The following is a 14,508-nucleotide window of genomic DNA, read 5'->3' as shown; positions in this document are numbered from 1 at the left end:
TGACTATTACGCTTCGGCTGGGGTAGCGGGAACTACGGCGGTGGGCTGGCTGGGCTTGGCCTCCCTCCTGGGGCGGGCGTGCACAGAGAATGTCGTACCCTCCCGCGATGATTCAGGTATGGGAAACGGCGCAGGCACGGCAGCGGTGATGGCGGCCATTCATGCCTCTGTCACAGCCCTCGACGCCTTGTTCCTTGAAGACGCGCAGCTGCAAAATTCCGTAGATGAAGAGACAGACGTCTTGCAGCGCGCCTATGAGCTCCGCCTGGAACGACTGGGCCTGGAATCCAAGCTCGAGGCGCAGGTTGCCGCGCTCAAGGCCCGCGACGCCGCCCAGTGCCTCGACTTGCAGCAGGCCACGACCCCACCCGACGCCTCCACCCACGACCGCACCTACACGGAAATATCGGCAGTGGAAGAAATCGCCGGGATCCTGACCATCAGCTCCGGGGCCGCCGGGGCGTTCCTCACCCAGGCCCGGCGGGTCTGCTCCCTCCCCTCGGTCTACGGCAATCTGTCTTCCGGGGCGTTGTCTTGGCAGGGCGCCAGGATCATCGCCGACGAAACCGAGAACCTGGACCACGCCAGCGCTGTGGCGTTAGCGGACCACTTCCTGGACCCTGATGCGCCGAATCCTGCCCGGGGCTGTCCGGCTGGGCAGCTGGTTCCTTCACGGTTGAGGTCGAAGGTGCGGGCCTGGCGCGAACGCCACCACCCCAACTCCATCGAAAAACGCCACGCCAAATCCGCGGTTGACCGGCGGGTCGAATTCACCCCTGACCGGGACGGCATGGCCTGGATCTCCGCCTACCTCCCCGCCGACACCGCGTTGGCGGCCTGGAACAAAACCACGGCCATCGCCCGCGGCCTGCAAGGCCCCAACGAAACCCGGACCCTCACCCAGATCAGAGCTGACGAGTTCACTCGCCACCTCCTCACCCCCGCCCAAGCCATAACTACCACCACAGACGCCGTAGCCGGCAGCACGCCCATCGGCAGCACCCTCGCGCGCAGCGGGGACACGGAGGGCGCCGGTGGACAGTTCCCTGATGAATTCCTCGGGCTCGCCACCCTCGTCGGGTCCGACGAACCCACTGCGGACCTCGGCATCCCCGACGACACTCGCTTCGGAACCAACGATCACATCGACGCAACCAATAACCCCGGCGCCCAGGACAACAGCACCGGCCAAGCGGGAACTAGCACCAACACCGCGGTCCCTGGCGCAGCCAGCCCCGAAGCCGGGAAAGTCCCCACACCCCGCGCCGACGTCCGGGTCACCGTCCCCGTGTTCGCCCTGTTCGGCCAAACGGACGAACCAGCCATCCTCGACGGCTACGGCCCCATCCCCGCGTCCATAGCCCGCCAACTCCTCGCCGACGGAGCGAATTCCTTCACCCGCGTTTTCATCGACCCGCGCGACGGAGCCCCGCTGGAAATAGGCCGCACCAGCTACCGCATCACCAAAGCAATGAGACACGCCCTCCGGCTCCGGGACGGCAAATGCACCTTCCCCGGCTGCAACAACAACGCCCTGGACAACGAAGCCGACCACCTCACCGCCTGGCAACACGGCGGAACCACCGGCATCAGCAACCTGGCACAACTCTGCCCAAAACACCACCGGCTCAAACACAACAGCGGCTGGACACCCACCCAAGCAACAGAAACTGCACCACCCGGCTGGACCTCACCCACCGGCCGCCACTACCCCGCCGAACAACCCGACCGGGAACCAACCATCTGGCCACACAACGTCCTGGTTCAGGAACTGAACACCGCGCCGCACCTGCTGGATCCCCCAGGTGAAGAGCCAGATGACGACAACCTCATCGATCCCGACGACATCGCACCCTACGACCCCGTGTGGGACGACTTCTACGCCATGCCCGTCGTCCTCCCACCGGACCCAGAAAAGGATCTAACCCTCAGCGGCTGGACCCTAACCGATCGGGCTTCGGGCGTCCCAACCTTGCTTCACACCTGACCGCGCCCGAAGAACCCAGCTACGGCTGAAGCCACGCAAACCTGCGGAACGACGGACAGCGAATCAGGAGCCGGGCCGGTGGTGCTCAATCAGCCAGCCCGCCATCTGCTGCGCACGCTTGTTGGCCTGCATGTCGCCCTCGGTGGCGGAAATGATGGAGCCCTTCATGAGGATGTGCCAGGACCGGGCGAATTCCTCCGGACGGACCAGCCCGGCCTCCTCCGCGAGCACCTGCACATGGCCCCGGATCTTGGCCAGGTAGTCGATACTGGCCTGGCCCAGCGGATGGGCGGGACCCATCTCCAGCAGGACGTTGATGAAGGAGCAGGCCTCAAAATCTTCCCGGAGGAACCAGTCCCCAAACACGTCGAAGATGGCCAGCAACTGCTCTTCGGGAGTGCTGCCGCGGCGGCGGGCCTCCAAAACGATGGCGTTGACGGTCCACTGTTTGTCACGCTGCTCAAGGAAGGCCAGGACCAGGGAATCCTTTGACGGGAAGTGCCGGTAAAACGTCGCCTTGGCCACGCCGGACTTGTCGATCAGCTCGTTGACCCCCACATCCCGGACACCCCGCCTGGAGAAGAGCTCATACGCGACGGCCAGGATCCTCTCCACAGAACCGGCAGGAGTGATAGCCGCATCTGCCGCCAAAGGAGCGGCAGGCGGTGTGAACTCTGCTTCGGGATTCATCGCAATTCCAGTCTATCGCGGGGAAGACAGACCGGTCTTTCCCGCGGTAGTGTCGTTCCTACGCGCAGATCAGAGGACACCGCAGGGGCCAGCTCACCGGCCACTTCGGATTGGTGCAAGGAGGCCCCGATGTCAGCAGAGCGGTTGTTCCAGAGCGTGCCTTCGGACCCCGACCCCTGGATGGCCAGTGATACCCCTGCCGAGATCAGGCAGTTCGCCATCGACTCCCTCCGGTGGCAGGCACAGGAAATCATTGATGAACTGCTCTGCAGCAAGGACCCCGGGGAAGAGCTCTCGCGCGCGAGGCTCCGACGGTGCGTGGCCCGGAACCCTGGCCGCCCTGAGCGTGCACTCCTCGAACAGCTCATGACCAACCGCGAGCACCCGGGACTGTAGCCGGCGGAATGGCCCCTGCGCCGGGTCATGAGTTCAGGGGTGCCGGTCACGAATTCAGCGGCACGTTGTCGATCAGCCGTACCGGACCCACCCTGGCGGCGATGAGTGCCAGCCCCTCGCCACGGAACGGGGTCTCGCGGCAGTTCTCGGCAAGAGGCTCAAGGGTGGCAGGATCCACCACGTCGAAGTAGTCCAGCTCCACCAGCGGCTGGGACTTCACCAGGTCCACGGCCGACTCCAGGTCCAGCGGTTCCCGTGCGGCGGCCCGTTCCTCCAGCAGCCGCAGCGCCCGGGACAGCACTAGCGCTGCCTCCCGCTCGTCGTCGGACAGGAAACGGTTACGGCTGGACAGCGCGAGTCCGTCGGCGGATCGGACGGTGGGAACCCCCACAATCTCCACGGGGAAGTTGAGGTCAGACACCATGCGCCGCACCAGTGCCAGCTGCTGGGCATCCTTCTGCCCGAAGTAGGCGCGGTAGGCCGGCAGCCGGTTCCCGGCAGCATCGGCTACTGCCATACCGGAAGCGGGCAGCCCCGCGGCAGGGATGCCGTAGTGCAGCAGCTTGGCCACCACGGTGAGGGCGCCGTCGAAGTGCCCGGGACGGGAGGCGCCCTCCCACTTCTCCCCCAGCCGTCCGGACGTGATCCGCACCAGCGGCTCCCCGCCGGGATAAACCTCCTCCACCGAAGGCGCGAAAGCCAGGTCCACACCCTCGGCGTCAAGCAGTGCAAGATCAGCGTCCAGCGTCCGCGGGTAACGGTCCAGGTCCACTGCATCGCCAAATTGCAGCGGGTTGACGAAGATGGTGGCAACCACCACGTCGTTCTGCGCGACGGCGGCACGCGCCAATGCGGCGTGGCCCTCGTGAAGCGCACCCATGGTGGGCACCAAAGCCTGGGATACTCCCTGCTTGGCGGCCAGGAGCCGGGCGCTTTCCGCGTGCAGTTCCGCCACTGTGGTCACGAGCTTGATGGGCAAGGTCAGTCCTCCCCCTGTTCCAGGGCACGTCGCAGCCCGTCCAGCTGATCAGGCTTCAACAGTCCACGCCCTTCGGACCGCCGCGCCGTGGCCCGGGCCATCGCAAGGTAGGCCTCCAGCACATCACCCTGCCCGCCGCCGTCGTACTCCCGAAGAGCCTCCGCGTGCGCCCGCACCGTTCCGACGTCGCCCCGCGCCACCGGTCCGGTCAGGGCTGACTCACCCGAGGCCAGTGCGTTCTCCAGGGTGGCGCGCAGCAGCGGGCCGAGCATGCGCTCAGGCTGCTCCACGCCCACCTCGCCCAGCAGCTGGGAAGCCTGCGCCACCAGGGTAACCAGGTGGTTTGACCCGTGCGCCAGGGCTGCATGGTAGAGGGTGCGGTCTGCCTCGGCGATGGCCACCGGCTCTGCCCCCATCTCAACCACCAGCGCCTGGGCGATCGGTAGCATGGCGGCGTCCGCCGTGACCCCGAAGGTGCAGTCAAGCAGCCGGGTGAGGTCAAGGCTCATCCCGGTGAAGGTCATGGCCGGATGGAGCGCCAGCGGAACCGCACCCGCGGCGCGCACGGGATGCAGGACGCCCACGCCGAACCGGCCCGACGTGTGTGCCACCAGTTGGCCCGGCTGCCATGCACCCAGGGTGGCCAGCCCGTCCACGAGATCCGGCAGGGCATCATCCGGCACCGCGAGCAGGACCAGTTCGGCGCGCTCCACTATTTCCTGCACCTGCAGGACCGGGACACCGGGAAGCAGCGATTCGGCCCGCTCACGGCTTGCGTCAGACACCGCAGACACCCCGACGACCGCGTGTTCCGCAGCGCGCAAGGCGGCGCCAAGGACCGCCCCTACTTTCCCTGCACCAATAATTCCGACGCCCAGGCGTCCGGGCTTAGCCATGCTGGCGGCCTTCCTGTTGATCGTGGGCAGGGGCTTCCGCAGGCTGAACCAGCGGCGGCGGCTCAACTGCCGCCGGTGCTGGATCAACTAAAGCCGGTGCCGGCTCCATCCCCGCCGGGGCCACCTGCCGAAGCCATTGTTCTGTGGTCTGCCGCTTCCTGGCGAGCCTGGCCCGGGCTGACTGGGCGTCGAACAGCGCGAGCGCTTCGTGGCTGTCCGCCTGGGCAAGCCGGGGCGTGACCGGACCGGCCGTGGTGTGCAGGACCAGGTCGGCAACACGGAACCGGCGGGCCAGCGGTCCCTGGTGCAGCGCCATGGACTGGGTCCGCTGGTGCGGCACCACCACAAGTTCCCGCCACCACCGTCCGGACCGGATGAGCAGGGCAGTGCCGGTGGCCGTGAACCCGTTCCGGCGCCAGCCCAAAGGGGCAAGGAGTTGGGCGCGCCGCGGAGTGGTGACGAAGCCGCCGTCGGAATCCAGTCCGGTGAGGCCGGCTCCAAAGACTGCAGCCGGCTGGTCCGTTCCGGGATCCGGCAGCACCAGTGCGAGCATGCTCATGACATCGTCGAGCTTTCCCACGGGCAGCAGCGTGGTGCGGGAAGTGCCCTCCCCCGCGTTCTCCATCAGGCCGTAGCCGGCAACGTTGACCTGCATCCGGTACCAGCCGAAGGGGCGCCACAGCGGTGGCTGGGTGATCTTGAGGGCCTGGATCCGGCCGGGCGGGAGCGTCTGCGCCTGCGTGTCCAGCAGCCCGTATCGCAGCCGGATGCCGTCCGGTGAGATGGCGGCAGTGAAGTTGTAGCCCTTGTTGAACAGGTTCCAGTAGCTCGCCGCGAGGCCCAGAGCCGCCGGGATCAGGTACAGGTAGAACCCCTGGTTGTCCGTGACGGCGGACAGGACCGCGGACGCCACAGCGCCCAAGGCCACGAAAAAGCTCTGCTCGCTGAGCAGCAGCGAACCGGCAAGGCGCGACGGCGGCACCGCAAGTACCGGGAGTTCCGGTGCCTCGGGCGCGGCCTCGCCAGTCCCTTCCGGGCCGGGGTCCAAACCGGCAGCCCGGGCGAGGATGGTGGCGCGGAGCTGCCGGGCATCGTCGATCTTCAGGTAGGCCAGGCGTACCGCGGACTCCCCGGCGTCCGCCACCTCGAACCTGAGTTCGGCCAGCCCGAAGATCCGGGCAAGCAGCGGCTGGACGATATCGATGGCCTGCACCCGGTCCAGCCTCGCCTGCCGCTGCTGGCGGAACAGGAAGCCGGTGTTGACCCTGACGTAGCCGGCCGATATCTGGTACTTGGTGAAGTACCAGGTCAGGACGAAACCCAGCACGGTGAGCAGCAGCAAGGTCCCGCCACCGGCCAGCAGGAAGGGCGCCCGGCCCGCCAGCTCTTCCTCGAACACGGGCCGGCCCTGGAGGGACCGCTCGAAAATGTCGCGGCCGAAGAAGAAACCAATCGCGGCCAGCGCCACCCAGCCGCGGACGAACGGCGAGGCAGGGTGCACACGCAGCCACTCGCCGTCGGACGCCGGCTGGCCTGGAACGGGCGGCGGAAACGCGGCGGGCAGGGGCGCGTTTGCCGGCTCACCCGGGCCTGGGATCCGCCCGTCAGCGGTCACAGCCCTGCCAGCCTGGCTTCGCCCCGGGCTGCCAGCTGTTCACGGAGCCGGGCACCTTCAGCTGCCGGCAGGCCCGGGATCCTGGCGTTGGTTCCGGGCGAAGCGGTGTGCAGCTTGAGCGTGCACAGGCCAAGCCCGCGTTCCACCGGCCCCACCCCGATATCCACGTACTGCATCCGGCCATACGGAACGGCCAGGGTGCGCTGGAAGAAGATCCCGGTGCGGATCAGGAGGTCGTCATCCCGTTCGGCATAGCCAATGACCCGGACCTGGCGCGGAATCAGCACCAGCCGCCAGATGGCCACCACCAGCATCACGGCCGGAACGGCAACGGCCAGCCACAGCGGCGGCCAGATCCACCAGCCCAGGAGAACGAACACCAGGGGCAGGGACAGCAGCAACACCGCCACCACATTGCCCAGGGCCCACTCCACCAGGCGGACTGTGACGTACCTGGGCGATACCCGCTGCCAGACGATGCCCGGCGGATCAATCGCCTCGGTATGCATATTCGCCTTCCCCCGTGGCTTCCCCGCGGACCGCGCGGCCGGGCTTCCCGTCCACGCCCTTGGTGTCGCCGTCCTCCGGCGGGATCCGGCAGAAGCGCTCCACCAGCAGCCCTACCACGATCATCACCAGCCCGCCACCGGCCATGGCCAGGGCCAGCCAGGTGATGCCCTGGTCGCTGCGGAGGCTCCAGATGCGCAGCTGGTCCAGGAAAATACCCACGTGCCAGCCCAGGAGCACGGTGCCGGCGTAGGCGCAGGCCTGGGCGAGGACCAGGGTGCGGGCGGCCAGGAGCGGATCCAGCACGGTCTTCTTCTTGGTGCTGTCCTTGAGGCTGTTGCGCCACCGCAAAACTCGAATGCCCAGGATGAGGGTGATGGCCACGATCACGCCCATGGTGGCGAGAGCTGTAGCGGGCAGGACCGGAGTGGCCATGCTGTACCGGCTGGTGACCACCGTGGCAGACCAGCCCGCAACGGCCAGGATGACGCCGATGACCAGGAGGCGCAGCGGGCTGATGGGCTTCATCGTTCCTCCACCGCCCCGGCCGTGGGCATCCCGTCGAAATCCCCGAAGCCGTCGAACGGCGCCAGGTCCTCGAAGTCGTCAGCCCGGGCAGCCAACGCACTGATGCGTTCACCCTCCAGTGTTGCGGCGGGTTCAATCAGGGACCAGGGGTAGAGGACGAAGGCCCGGCTGGCGGCGCGGGGATGCGGCAGCGTGAGCACGGGGTCGTCGCTGCGGAGGTCCCCGTAGGTGATGATGTCGACGTCGAGCGTCCGCGGCCCCCAGCGCACCTCCCGTACCCGGTGGTGCTTGTTCTCCACGGCATGGCAGTGTGCCAGCAGTTCGAGCGGGGAAAGGCTGGTTTCCACCGTAATGACCATGTTCAGGAAGTCGGGCTGGCCGGGCGGGCCGCCCACTGCCTTGGTCTGGACGATCGGGGACACGTCCAGGAGCCGCACTTCCGGCGGGTCAACGAGGTCACCCACCGCTTCTGACAGGGTGTCGTTCCGCTCCCCCAGGTTGCTGCCAAGGGCCAGCACCACCTTGGCATAGCCGGCATTCACGCCGTATCCCCCTCCACGGGCCTCTCCCCGTGCAGGGGCCGTTCCCTCCGGGCCGGCTGTTCCCGGTGCACGGGCTTTTCGCGGTGGACAGAGACTGCCACATCGCCGAAGGGCACCTCGATGGGCGCCTGCGGCTTGTGCACGGTGATGTCCACCGCCCGGAGCGGGAATTCCTCCAGCAGGCTGTCGGCAATCCTTACAGCCAGGGCTTCGATCAGGTTCAGCGGTTCACCTGAGACCCATTCGGTAATACGCTGCGCAACCTCGCCGTAGTGCGCGGTGTCGCTGACGTCGTCGGATTCCGCCGCCTTCGCGAAGTCCAGGTACAGCACCGCGTCCACCACAAAGGGCTGGCCCTCGCGGCGTTCAAAATCGAAAACGCCGTGATGGCCGACGGCGGTCACACCGGTCAGCGTAATCCTGTCCATGGGTCCCCCGGCCCTTACGTCGTTGTGGATGCTGCCGCCACGCGGGCGGCGACCTTGACGGCGTCCAGGCTGGCGCCGACGTCGTGCACGCGGACCGCCCAGGCACCGCGGTAGGCGCAGATCGCCGTGATCGCGGCGGTGGCGGCGTCGCGCTCCTCAGGAGAAGCGGACTTGCCGGCCACGGTCAGCAGGGTTCCCAGGAACCGCTTGCGGGACGCACCCACCAGGACCTTGTGGCCCAGGCTGTCCAGCTGGTCCAGGTTCTGCAGGAGTTCCCAGTTCTGGGCATCGTTCTTCGCGAAGCCCAGGCCGGGATCGATGATGATCTGGTCCTGGCTGACACCCGCGGCATAAAGCTTGTCCCGAACGCCGGCGAGTTCGGCCACCACTTCACCGGCCACATCCGCATATTCCGCAAGGGAATTCATGGTGCGGGCGTCGCCGCGGCGGTGCGTGAGGATGTACGGGACCTTGGAAGCGGCCACGAGTTCGGCCATTTCCGGTTCAATGCTGAGGCCGGAGATGTCGTTGATGATCGCTGCTCCGGCGGCAACTGCGGCAGCGGCAGTGGAGGCGTGGGTGGTGTCGATGCTGACCAGCGCCCCCGCCTTGACCAGGGACTCAACGACGGGAATGACACGGCGCTGCTCTTCTTCCGGGCTGACGTCCTCAGCGCCCGGGCGGGTGGATTCGCCCCCGACGTCGATGATGTCCGCTCCGGCGTAGAACATGCGCAGGCCAGCTGCGATGGCACTGTCCGCGCTGGCATGCTTGCCGCCGTCGCTGAAGGAATCGGGCGTGACATTCAGAATTCCCATGACCAGGGTGCGGCCGGTGGGGAGGTCTTCGAAGCGCGCTGCCGGGCGCGGTTTACGCAGGATGGGCAGCGGTGATGTTGCGGGCCCGGTTCCCGGGGCTGCAGCTAGTGAGTCCATGGTCTGTTTGGTTACCTTCCGAGGATGAGGCTCATGGCCTCGGCACGGGTGGCCGGGTCATGAAGCTGCCCGCGGACCGCGCTGGTGACGGTCTTCGCTCCGGGCTTGCGGATACCGCGCATTGACATGCACATGTGTTCGCATTCGACAACAACGATGGCACCACGCGGATTGAGGTGGCGGACCAGCGCTTCGACGATCTCAGTAGTGAGCCGCTCCTGAACCTGGGGGCGGCGGGCGTAGATATCCACGAGCCGGGCCAGCTTGCTCAACCCGGTGACTTTTCCGTCATGCGAGGGGATGTAACCCACGTGGGCCGTCCCGTGGAACGGCACCAGGTGGTGCTCGCAGGTGGAGTAGAAGGGGATGTCCTTGACCAGGACCAGTTCCTCGTGGTCCAGGTCGAAGGTGGTGGACAGGACGTCCGCGGGGTCGTGGTGCAGCCCCGCGAACACTTCCGCGTAGGCCTTGGCCACCCGTTTCGGGGTGTCAATCAGGCCGCCGCGGTCGGGGTCCTCGCCGATGGCCAGCAGGATTTCGCGGACAGCCGCCTCAATCCTTGGCCGGTCCACTTTCTGGTGCTTGGAATGGGAGGAACGGTCCTCCGCCAGGGTGCCGGCGGAGGTGGGAACGTCGTCGTCGTCGAAGGAAGTCACGAAGAAAGCTTAGCCGCGAAGGGCGTCAGGCCCCGATTCGGGGACGCCGCCCCGAAACGGAGCGTCTTCCGGAACGCCCTGCGGATGCGGGGGCTGGGCGTCCAGCGGCTCATCCAGGCGGGCCTGCTTGGCTTCCTCCTGCGCCTCGCGTTCGGCCCGTTCACGTGGCGATTCCACGGGACCGGCCATCTGCACCGGCCGCGTCTCCTTGGAGAGCCACACCTCGCGGAAGTCGCGCTTGCGGACATCGCGGAAGATGTCTGCGATCTCGGCCTGGTTCAGCGTTTCGCGTTCCAGCAGCTCGAGGGCAAGGCGGTCAAGGACGTCGCGGTTCTCGGTGAGGATGGCGTAAGCCTCGTCATGGGCCTGGTCGATCAGGCGGCGCACTTCCTCGTCCACCACGTACGCAATCTGGTCCGAGTAATTGCGCTCGTGCCCAGCGTCGCGGCCCAGGAACGGCTCGCCGCCGCCCTGTCCCAGGCGGACGGCACCCACGCGCTCGCTCATGCCGTATTCGGTGACCATCTTGCGGGCAGTGCCGGTGGCTTTTTCAATGTCGTTCGATGCGCCGGTGGACGGATCGTGGAACACGATCTCCTCGGCAACACGGCCGCCCATGGCGTAGGCCATCTGGTCCAGGAGTTCGTTGCGGGTTATGGAGTACTTGTCGTTCTCCGGCACCACCATGGTGTAGCCCAATGCTCGTCCGCGGGGAAGGATGGTGATCTTGGTGACCGGTGCGGAGTTGCGCAGCGCGGCCGCCACCAGCGCGTGGCCACCTTCGTGGTAGGCGGTGATCTTGCGCTCGTGTTCCTTCATCACGCGGCTGCGCTTCTGCGGACCGGCCATGACGCGGTCGATAGCCTCGTCCAGCGCACGGTCATCGATCAGGTTGGCGTTGGAGCGGGCCGTGAGCAGGGCGGCCTCATTGAGCACGTTGGCCAGGTCCGCACCCGTGTAGCCGGGGGTCTTCTTGGCAACTGCCTTGAGGTCGACACCAGGGGCCATCGGCTTGCCCTTGGAATGCACCTGCAGGATCTGGTCGCGGCCGATCAGGTCCGGGGCCTCAACGCCTATCTGGCGGTCGAAGCGGCCCGGGCGGAGCAGGGCGGGGTCCAGCACGTCGGGACGGTTGGTGGCAGCGATCAGGATCACGTTGGTCTTGACGTCGAAGCCGTCCATCTCAACCAGCAGCTGGTTAAGGGTCTGTTCGCGTTCATCGTTGCCGCCGCCGATGCCGGCACCGCGGTGGCGGCCCACGGCGTCGATCTCGTCGACGAAGATGATCGCCGGGGAGTTGGCCTTAGCCTGCTCGAAGAGGTCGCGGACGCGGGAGGCACCAACACCGACGAACATTTCCACGAAGTCGGAACCGGAGATGGAGAAGAAGGGAACGCCTGCCTCGCCGGCGACGGCGCGGGCCAGGAGGGTCTTACCGGTACCCGGAGGGCCGTACAGCAGCACGCCCTTGGGGATCTTGGCGCCGACGGCCTGGAACTTGGCGGGTTCCTGCAGGAATTCCTTGATTTCCTGCAGTTCCTCGACTGCCTCGTCCGAGCCGGCGACGTCCGCGAAGGTCACCTGCGGCATGTCCTTGCTGACCATCTTGGCCTTGGACTTGCCGAACTGCATGATCTTGGAGCCGCCGCCCTGCATGCGGGTCATAAGGAACCAGAAGAGCGCGCCAAGGAGGATGACGGGGATCAGGAGGGACAGCAGGCCGGAGAACCAGTTGCTCTCGATGGGCTGGTCCGTGTAGCCCTGGGCCGGACGGGCATCGGTGACAGCCTTGACTACGTCCTCGGCGCGGGCGTCCACGAAGAAGAACTGGACGCTCTTGCCCTTGTCCTGGCCGTCCAGGTTCAGGTTGTCCCTGAGGGTCAGGTCAACGCGGTTTTCGCCGTCGAAGATCTTTGCCTGCTCCACCTGGTCGCCGGCCAGCAGTTCAAGGCCCTTGTCGGTGTCGATCCGTGCCGCACCGCCGGGAGCCAGCGTCGCAAAAGCCACCAGGAGCAGACCGACCACGACGACGATCCAGATGCCCGGGCCCTTGAAAAAGTTCTTAGCTTTCATCTGTTCGGGGGCTGGCCCCGTCCCTTCTGGTAGTGCTGCACGGCGAGTAGTCTGCGCGCGTGATGGTGCTGCGTCAGCTTCTAGCTATACACCGTCCGGAGTAGATCACGCATGGTGAAAAGCAAAAGTTCCCTATGGGCGTACGGGCACAAGGGCCGGCCCGGGGACTGCCGGGTGCACACCGGCACCTACACGTGCTGGTCCAGGTAAACGGGGTTGCCGTCCGGGTCTGCCAGGATCGCGCTTGCGGGGCCCGCCGTTGCCTCGTCCGCCTCGGCGTCGAACCTGACGCCTTGGGCCTTCAGCTGCCGCTGGAGTTCACGGACATCCGTGAACGAGCCGAGCGCTTCGGCGTCCTGGTTCCAGCCCGGGTTGAAGATCAGCACGTTTTTCTCGAGCATCCCCTGGAACAGCCCGATGTTGGCGTGGCCGTTCTTCATGATCACCCAGTTCTGGGCCAAATCCCCGGCGTACTGCGCAAAGCCCAGTTTCGCGTAGAACTCCATGGACGCCGCAAGGTCCTCCACGGCGAGGCCTACCGAGAACGCGCCGAGTTCCATGGTTACTCGTAAACGTGCGGGGCCAGCGTGCCCACGAAGTCCAGGTTGCGGTACTTCTCGGCATAGTCCAGGCCGTAGCCCACCACGAACTCGTTGGGGATGTCGAAGCCCACGTACTTGACGTCGATTTCCACCTTGGCGGCGGTGGGCTTGCGGAATGCGGTGCAGATTTCCACGGACGCGGTGCCGCGCGATTCCAGGTTCGTCTTCAGCCAGGAGAGGGTCAGGCCGGAGTCGATGATGTCCTCGACGATCAGCACGTCCTTGCCCATCAGGTCCGTATCGAGGTCTTTGAGGATGCGCACCACACCTGAGGACTGCGTCCCGGAGCCGTAGGAGGAGACAGCCATCCAGTCCATGGAGATGTGGCTGTGCAGCGCCCGGGCCAGGTCAGCCATGACCATGACGGCGCCCTTGAGCACACCCACGATGAGGATTTCGCGTCCCTCGTAATCCTTGTCGATCTGGGCTGCGAGTTCGGTGATCCGCTGCTGGATCTGTTCCTTGGTGTAGAGAACGTGCTTGAGGTCTGCCTGGACGTCGTTAGAATCCACCAATGGCTCCTGTGTAGATGCGGGGTGCGACTATTTTGTGGGCGGTTTTTGATGCCGGAACACTAGCTTCCCACAGCGCGGCCCTCCACGGGGAACGGATCCGGGCTCCGCACCGTCCGGCAGTGCAGGTGCAGCATCCGTTGCGCTTTCGAGTTCAGCGAGCGACAACCGGTACACGCCCACCCCGCCCGGAAGCTGGACGGGACCCGCGGAACCCTGCCGCCGCAGCAGCGCCTCCGCCGCAACGAGCCGCTGGTAGCTGGGCTGCTGCCCGCCGACGTCGGCCGCTGCCTTGGCGATCACGCGGAAGCGGATGGCGGGGGCCAAAGCACGCAACGACTCCTCCGGCAAAGCCACGTCCTGTCCGTTCCGTTCCGCCAGGGAAAGGTAAGTGCTTTCCGCCACGTTCTCGAGGTAGTCGGCGTCGAGCTGCAGGATGGCGGCCGTACGGGCGAGGGATTCGGCGACGCCGGGGCCCAGCTTCTCCTCAAGGTGCGGGAGGACTTCAACCCGGGTGCGGGACCTGGCGAAGGACGGGTCGGTGTTGGTGGGATCGTGCCACGGCTCCAGTTCCTCCACGGCGCAGATTTCTTCGGTGTCCGCCCGCCGGACGTTCAGGAAAGGCCGGAGCAGGATGCTGTTTCCCTGGCCCTGGCGGGCCGGCCGCATGCCGGCAAGGGAACGGGTTCCGGAGCCGCGGGCAAGCCCCAGCAGGACCTGTTCGGCCTGGTCATCGAGCGTGTGCCCGAGCAGGATCGCGTCCGCGCCCTGGCCGGCAGCCGCCGCTTCCAAAGCCTCGTGCCGCGCTTCCCGGGCTGCAGCCTCCGGGCCCATGCCCGCGCCTGCCACCGTCACGGTGCGGATCTCCACCGGCGACAGCCCCAGGTCCTTGAGCGCCGCCGCGGTGCGTGCGGCCACGTGGTCCGAACCCTCCTGCAGCTGGTGGTCAACCACCACCGCACCTACCGTCACGGGGTGGCCGTCAACATGCCCGCGGCGGGCGAAATAGGCTGCGACGGCGGCGAGCGCCAGGGAGTCCGGCCCGCCGCTGCAGGCCACCAGGAGGTGCCCGGGGTAGCCGGCCTGGGCAAGAGCGTCGCCCAACATTTTGCGCGCAGTGCCGACGACGGGCGCGAGCCTGCCTGGCCGGCGTCGTCCGCTG

The 14,508-nt window shown here is 66.8% G+C and carries 16 protein-coding genes; 2 read left to right on the top strand and 14 right to left on the bottom strand.

The window, feature by feature from the left end; genetic code table 11:
* Positions 1 to 118: 118 nt before the first annotated feature.
* Positions 119 to 1,987 (top strand): HNH endonuclease signature motif containing protein, encoded by a 1,869-nt coding sequence (locus AC5RU7_RS12870; protein WP_494052557.1) that lies wholly within the window; start codon positions 119 to 121, stop codon positions 1,985 to 1,987.
* 63 nt (positions 1,988 to 2,050) lie between these two features.
* Here the strand turns inward: AC5RU7_RS12870 and AC5RU7_RS12865 are convergent, their stop codons facing one another.
* Positions 2,051 to 2,677 carry a TetR/AcrR family transcriptional regulator gene (locus AC5RU7_RS12865; protein ID WP_494052556.1) on the bottom strand — a complete coding sequence of 209 codons (627 nt, stop codon included), beginning with the start codon at positions 2,675 to 2,677 and terminating at the stop codon, positions 2,051 to 2,053.
* A gap of 129 nt (positions 2,678 to 2,806) precedes the next feature.
* Here AC5RU7_RS12865 and AC5RU7_RS12860 point away from each other — a divergent pair, with 129 nt between their 5' ends.
* The gene (locus AC5RU7_RS12860) at positions 2,807 to 3,073 is read left to right on the top strand and encodes a hypothetical protein (protein WP_494052555.1); all 267 of its coding nucleotides are present in this window, start codon (positions 2,807 to 2,809) and stop codon (positions 3,071 to 3,073) included.
* 46 nt (positions 3,074 to 3,119) lie between these two features.
* Here AC5RU7_RS12860 and AC5RU7_RS12855 read toward each other — a convergent pair whose 3' ends face one another.
* The 13 genes from AC5RU7_RS12855 to tilS form a co-directional block, all read right to left on the bottom strand.
* Positions 3,120 to 4,052 (bottom strand): 4-phosphopantoate--beta-alanine ligase, encoded by a 933-nt coding sequence (locus tag AC5RU7_RS12855; RefSeq protein WP_494052554.1) that lies wholly within the window; start codon positions 4,050 to 4,052, stop codon positions 3,120 to 3,122.
* Positions 4,053 to 4,054: 2 nt separating this feature from the next.
* Positions 4,055 to 4,948 carry a Rossmann-like and DUF2520 domain-containing protein gene (locus AC5RU7_RS12850; protein ID WP_494052553.1) on the bottom strand — a complete coding sequence of 298 codons (894 nt, stop codon included), beginning with the start codon at positions 4,946 to 4,948 and terminating at the stop codon, positions 4,055 to 4,057.
* Complete coding sequence (locus AC5RU7_RS12845; RefSeq protein WP_494052552.1) at positions 4,941 to 6,563, bottom strand: PH domain-containing protein; 1,623 nt, start codon at positions 6,561 to 6,563, stop codon at positions 4,941 to 4,943. The genes AC5RU7_RS12850 and AC5RU7_RS12845 overlap by 8 nt, the downstream gene beginning before the upstream one ends.
* Entirely contained in the window at positions 6,560 to 7,072 is a 513-nt protein-coding gene (locus AC5RU7_RS12840; protein WP_494052551.1) for a PH domain-containing protein, read from the bottom strand. Before AC5RU7_RS12840 ends, AC5RU7_RS12845 begins: the two co-directional genes overlap by 4 nt.
* Positions 7,053 to 7,598: a DUF3180 domain-containing protein gene (locus tag AC5RU7_RS12835; RefSeq protein ID WP_494052550.1), complete on the bottom strand. Its 546-nt coding sequence runs from the start codon at positions 7,596 to 7,598 to the stop codon at positions 7,053 to 7,055. Before AC5RU7_RS12835 ends, AC5RU7_RS12840 begins: the two co-directional genes overlap by 20 nt.
* A complete protein-coding gene (gene folK, locus AC5RU7_RS12830) occupies positions 7,595 to 8,140 on the bottom strand; it encodes a 2-amino-4-hydroxy-6-hydroxymethyldihydropteridine diphosphokinase (protein ID WP_133349599.1) in 546 nt (181 codons plus the stop codon). Before folK ends, AC5RU7_RS12835 begins: the two co-directional genes overlap by 4 nt.
* Complete coding sequence (gene folB, locus AC5RU7_RS12825) at positions 8,137 to 8,568, bottom strand: dihydroneopterin aldolase (RefSeq protein WP_494011884.1); 432 nt, start codon at positions 8,566 to 8,568, stop codon at positions 8,137 to 8,139. Before folB ends, folK begins: the two co-directional genes overlap by 4 nt.
* A 14-nt stretch (positions 8,569 to 8,582) precedes the next feature.
* The gene (folP, locus tag AC5RU7_RS12820) at positions 8,583 to 9,503 is read right to left on the bottom strand and encodes a dihydropteroate synthase (RefSeq protein WP_494052549.1); all 921 of its coding nucleotides are present in this window, start codon (positions 9,501 to 9,503) and stop codon (positions 8,583 to 8,585) included.
* 11 nt (positions 9,504 to 9,514) lie between these two features.
* A complete protein-coding gene (gene folE / locus AC5RU7_RS12815) occupies positions 9,515 to 10,159 on the bottom strand; it encodes a GTP cyclohydrolase I FolE (protein WP_494052548.1) in 645 nt (214 codons plus the stop codon).
* A 9-nt stretch (positions 10,160 to 10,168) separates the two neighbouring features.
* Positions 10,169 to 12,232: an ATP-dependent zinc metalloprotease FtsH gene (gene ftsH, locus AC5RU7_RS12810; RefSeq protein WP_494052547.1), complete on the bottom strand. Its 2,064-nt coding sequence runs from the start codon at positions 12,230 to 12,232 to the stop codon at positions 10,169 to 10,171.
* Between the two features lie 188 nt (positions 12,233 to 12,420).
* On the bottom strand, positions 12,421 to 12,792 hold the full coding sequence (locus AC5RU7_RS12805) for a VOC family protein (protein ID WP_494052546.1): 372 nt from the start codon (positions 12,790 to 12,792) through the stop codon (positions 12,421 to 12,423).
* Positions 12,793 to 12,794: 2 nt separating this feature from the next.
* Positions 12,795 to 13,346, bottom strand: a complete 552-nt coding sequence (gene hpt, locus AC5RU7_RS12800) for a hypoxanthine phosphoribosyltransferase (RefSeq protein WP_009358389.1) — start codon at positions 13,344 to 13,346, stop codon at positions 12,795 to 12,797.
* Positions 13,347 to 13,376: 30 nt separating this feature from the next.
* Positions 13,377 to 14,453, bottom strand: coding sequence for a tRNA lysidine(34) synthetase TilS (tilS, locus tag AC5RU7_RS12795; RefSeq protein WP_494052662.1), 1,077 nt, complete (start codon positions 14,451 to 14,453; stop codon positions 13,377 to 13,379).
* Between the last annotated feature and the right edge of the window lie 55 nt (positions 14,454 to 14,508).

Source organism: Arthrobacter sp. K410C, from assembly GCF_059090105.1.
The sequence above is the reverse complement of the archived record's forward strand: the minus strand, read 5'-3'. Positions and strand labels throughout refer to the sequence as shown.

Excerpts from the sequence above, each read along its gene's own strand:
- AC5RU7_RS12870 (WP_494052557.1), top strand. The coding sequence starts at position 119 with ATGGGAAACGGCGCAGGCACGGCAGCGGTGATGGCGGCCATTCATGCC.
- AC5RU7_RS12865 (WP_494052556.1), bottom strand. The coding sequence starts at position 2,677 with ATGAATCCCGAAGCAGAGTTCACACCGCCTGCCGCTCCTTTGGCGGCA.
- AC5RU7_RS12860 (WP_494052555.1), top strand. The coding sequence starts at position 2,807 with ATGTCAGCAGAGCGGTTGTTCCAGAGCGTGCCTTCGGACCCCGACCCC.
- AC5RU7_RS12850 (WP_494052553.1), bottom strand. The coding sequence starts at position 4,948 with ATGGCTAAGCCCGGACGCCTGGGCGTCGGAATTATTGGTGCAGGGAAA.
- AC5RU7_RS12840 (WP_494052551.1), bottom strand. The coding sequence starts at position 7,072 with ATGCATACCGAGGCGATTGATCCGCCGGGCATCGTCTGGCAGCGGGTA.
- AC5RU7_RS12835 (WP_494052550.1), bottom strand. The coding sequence starts at position 7,598 with ATGAAGCCCATCAGCCCGCTGCGCCTCCTGGTCATCGGCGTCATCCTG.
- folB (WP_494011884.1), bottom strand. The coding sequence starts at position 8,568 with ATGGACAGGATTACGCTGACCGGTGTGACCGCCGTCGGCCATCACGGC.
- folP (WP_494052549.1), bottom strand. The coding sequence starts at position 9,503 with ATGGACTCACTAGCTGCAGCCCCGGGAACCGGGCCCGCAACATCACCG.
- ftsH (WP_494052547.1), bottom strand. The coding sequence starts at position 12,232 with ATGAAAGCTAAGAACTTTTTCAAGGGCCCGGGCATCTGGATCGTCGTC.
- AC5RU7_RS12805 (WP_494052546.1), bottom strand. The coding sequence starts at position 12,792 with ATGGAACTCGGCGCGTTCTCGGTAGGCCTCGCCGTGGAGGACCTTGCG.
- tilS (WP_494052662.1), bottom strand. The coding sequence starts at position 14,453 with ATGTTGGGCGACGCTCTTGCCCAGGCCGGCTACCCCGGGCACCTCCTG.